This window comes from Collinsella sp. AM44-11, assembly GCF_003467145.1.
Classification (GTDB): Bacteria; Actinomycetota; Coriobacteriia; order Coriobacteriales; family Coriobacteriaceae; genus Collinsella.
In genome coordinates, this window is record NZ_QSFE01000029.1 from 225 (window position 1) to 2,393 (window position 2,169).

Below are 2,169 nucleotides of genomic sequence, written 5' to 3' on the forward strand. Positions count from 1 at the left end.
CCCGGATGCGACACTGAATGTGTCCATCCTCGCAGTATCCGGTTCTCAAGGTGCACGCCTGGCGGCTGATCCGGTCCGACCGGGCCGCGCGGCAAGGAGATATATTGCCAGACCGGAGGGCCCCCGGGGGCGGGAATCTGGGCGTACACATTTCCTACACATATAAGGACTCTCGGCTGGCTGGGTAAATATAAGAGGGGACCTCGTTTCCGAGATCCCCTCTTTCGCCTATCTACAGTAATAGACTCTTAAATACCTTATGCCAGCAGCTTGCGACCGGACTCTTCAATCGCGTCAAGTGCTGCATCAGCCTCGGCGGCATCCGCGCCCTTGGCGAAGATATACAGCTTGATCTTGGGCTCGGTGCCGGAAGGACGGACGATACCCTTGTTGCCATCCTCGAGATCGAACTCAATGACATTAGCCTTCGGCAGGCCGTTCACGCAGGTGTTGTAGTCCACGACGGCCTCAATCTTGGAACCGGCGAGCTCCGCGGGCGGGTTCTCAAGCAGACCGGCCATGATGCCGGCCATCTTTGCCGCACCCTCAGCGCCCGGATAGCTCAGCGAAATCGTCTTGTTGTGATAGTAGCCATACTTCTCGTACAGCTCGTGCATCGCGTCGGCGAGGTTCTTACCCTGCAGCTTGTAATACTGAGCCATCTGGCAAATCAGCAGCGAAGTGCTCACGGCGTCCTTGTCGCGCACGTGGTCGCCAGCCAGATAACCGTAGCTCTCCTCAAAACCGAAGATAAAGCGATCGACTTCACCGGCATCGGAAAGCGAGGTAATGATGTCACCGATGTACTTGAAGCCCGTCAGGCAGCGGCGGAGCTCAAAACCGTACTCGTCGGCCAGAGCGTCAACCATTGCGGAAGAAACGATAGTAGTAACGGCAACCTTCTTAGTGAGGTCCTCGCCGCGGGCGGCACGGGTCTTGCAAATATAGTCGAGCAGCAGGACGCCCATCTCGTTACCGGTCAGCAGCAGATAGTCATCGCCATTCTTAACGGCAACGCCAACACGGTCGGCGTCGGGATCGGTCGCAAGCAGCAGATCGGGGTGAACCTGCTCGCAGAGATCGATGCCCTTCTGCATGGCCTGTCGGATCTCGGGGTTAGGATACGGGCAGGTCGGGAAATCGCCGTTAGGTTCCTTCTGCTCGGGAACAACCGTGACATCAGTGATGCCAGCGCGCTCGAGCACCGTGGTGACGGGAATGAGGCCGGTACCATTCAGCGGCGTATAGACAAGCTTGAGCGGTGCGCCGGCAATCTCCTCGGCAGAAAGATTCGTAACGCCGCGTGCGAGAACGGCGTCGTAATAACGCTCGAGACACGAGTCATCGATCCATTTGACCAGGCCCTGCTCAAGAGCCTCATCGAAGTCCACGGACTTCACACCGGTGAACGTATCGGTCTCGGCAATAGCCTTAGAAATTGCATCGGCGGCCTCGCTGGTGATCTGGCAGCCGTCGGGGCCATAGGCCTTATAGCCGTTATACGGTGCCGGGTTATGACTAGCGGTCATGCAAATGCCACCGGAGCACTTAAGGTCGCGGACGGCCCAGGAAAGCGTCGGCACGGGAGAAATCTTAGGATACACGAGGGCAGTCACGCCGTTTGCTGCAAGAATGGCAGCCGTCGTCTTAACGAACAGTTCACCCTTATTGCGGCTATCGCGAGCGATGGCAACCGTCGGATGCTCGAAGGTCGCATTGAGATAGTCAGCAAAACCCTGCGTCGCGCGACCGACCGTATAGATATTCATACGGTTGGTGCCTGCACCGATAGTGCCGCGAAGACCGGCAGTACCGAAGGCGAGATCCTGGAAGAAAGCGTCGGTGATGGCGTCCTCATCACCCTGCTCCTTCATCGTGTTGAGCTCAGCGAGGAGCTCCTCGTCCTTGACATTGGCAATCCAAGTATCAAGCAGCTCATGAACATCTGCCATGTGAGTCCTTCCGTCACAATCAATAAAACGACCCGTGTAAAACAGGACAAGCGCATCAGCGCGCTAAAGCAAATATTAGTCCATTGAGAACAGAGAACCGGCCACAGAACGGTGAACGTTTATATTCACCGGTAGATGATTGGATTGATTTAATTACATAGAGAATGTCGCCTTTTAACGCAAAAAAGGGGGAGGCCGCGAGGCCTCCCCCTTCTTC

1 protein-coding gene is annotated in these 2,169 nt (G+C 56.4%); it reads right to left on the minus strand.

All coding sequences use genetic code 11. The features are described from left to right. Positions 1-257: 257 nt before the first annotated feature. On the minus strand, positions 258-1,952 hold the full coding sequence (locus DW943_RS10260) for a phospho-sugar mutase (RefSeq protein WP_117862975.1): 1,695 nt from the start codon (positions 1,950-1,952) through the stop codon (positions 258-260). Positions 1,953-2,169 lie beyond the last annotated feature (217 nt).

Coding starts and splice junctions, on each gene's coding strand:
- DW943_RS10260 (WP_117862975.1), bottom strand. CDS start 1,952: ATGGCAGATGTTCATGAGCTGCTTGATACTTGGATTGCCAATGTCAAG.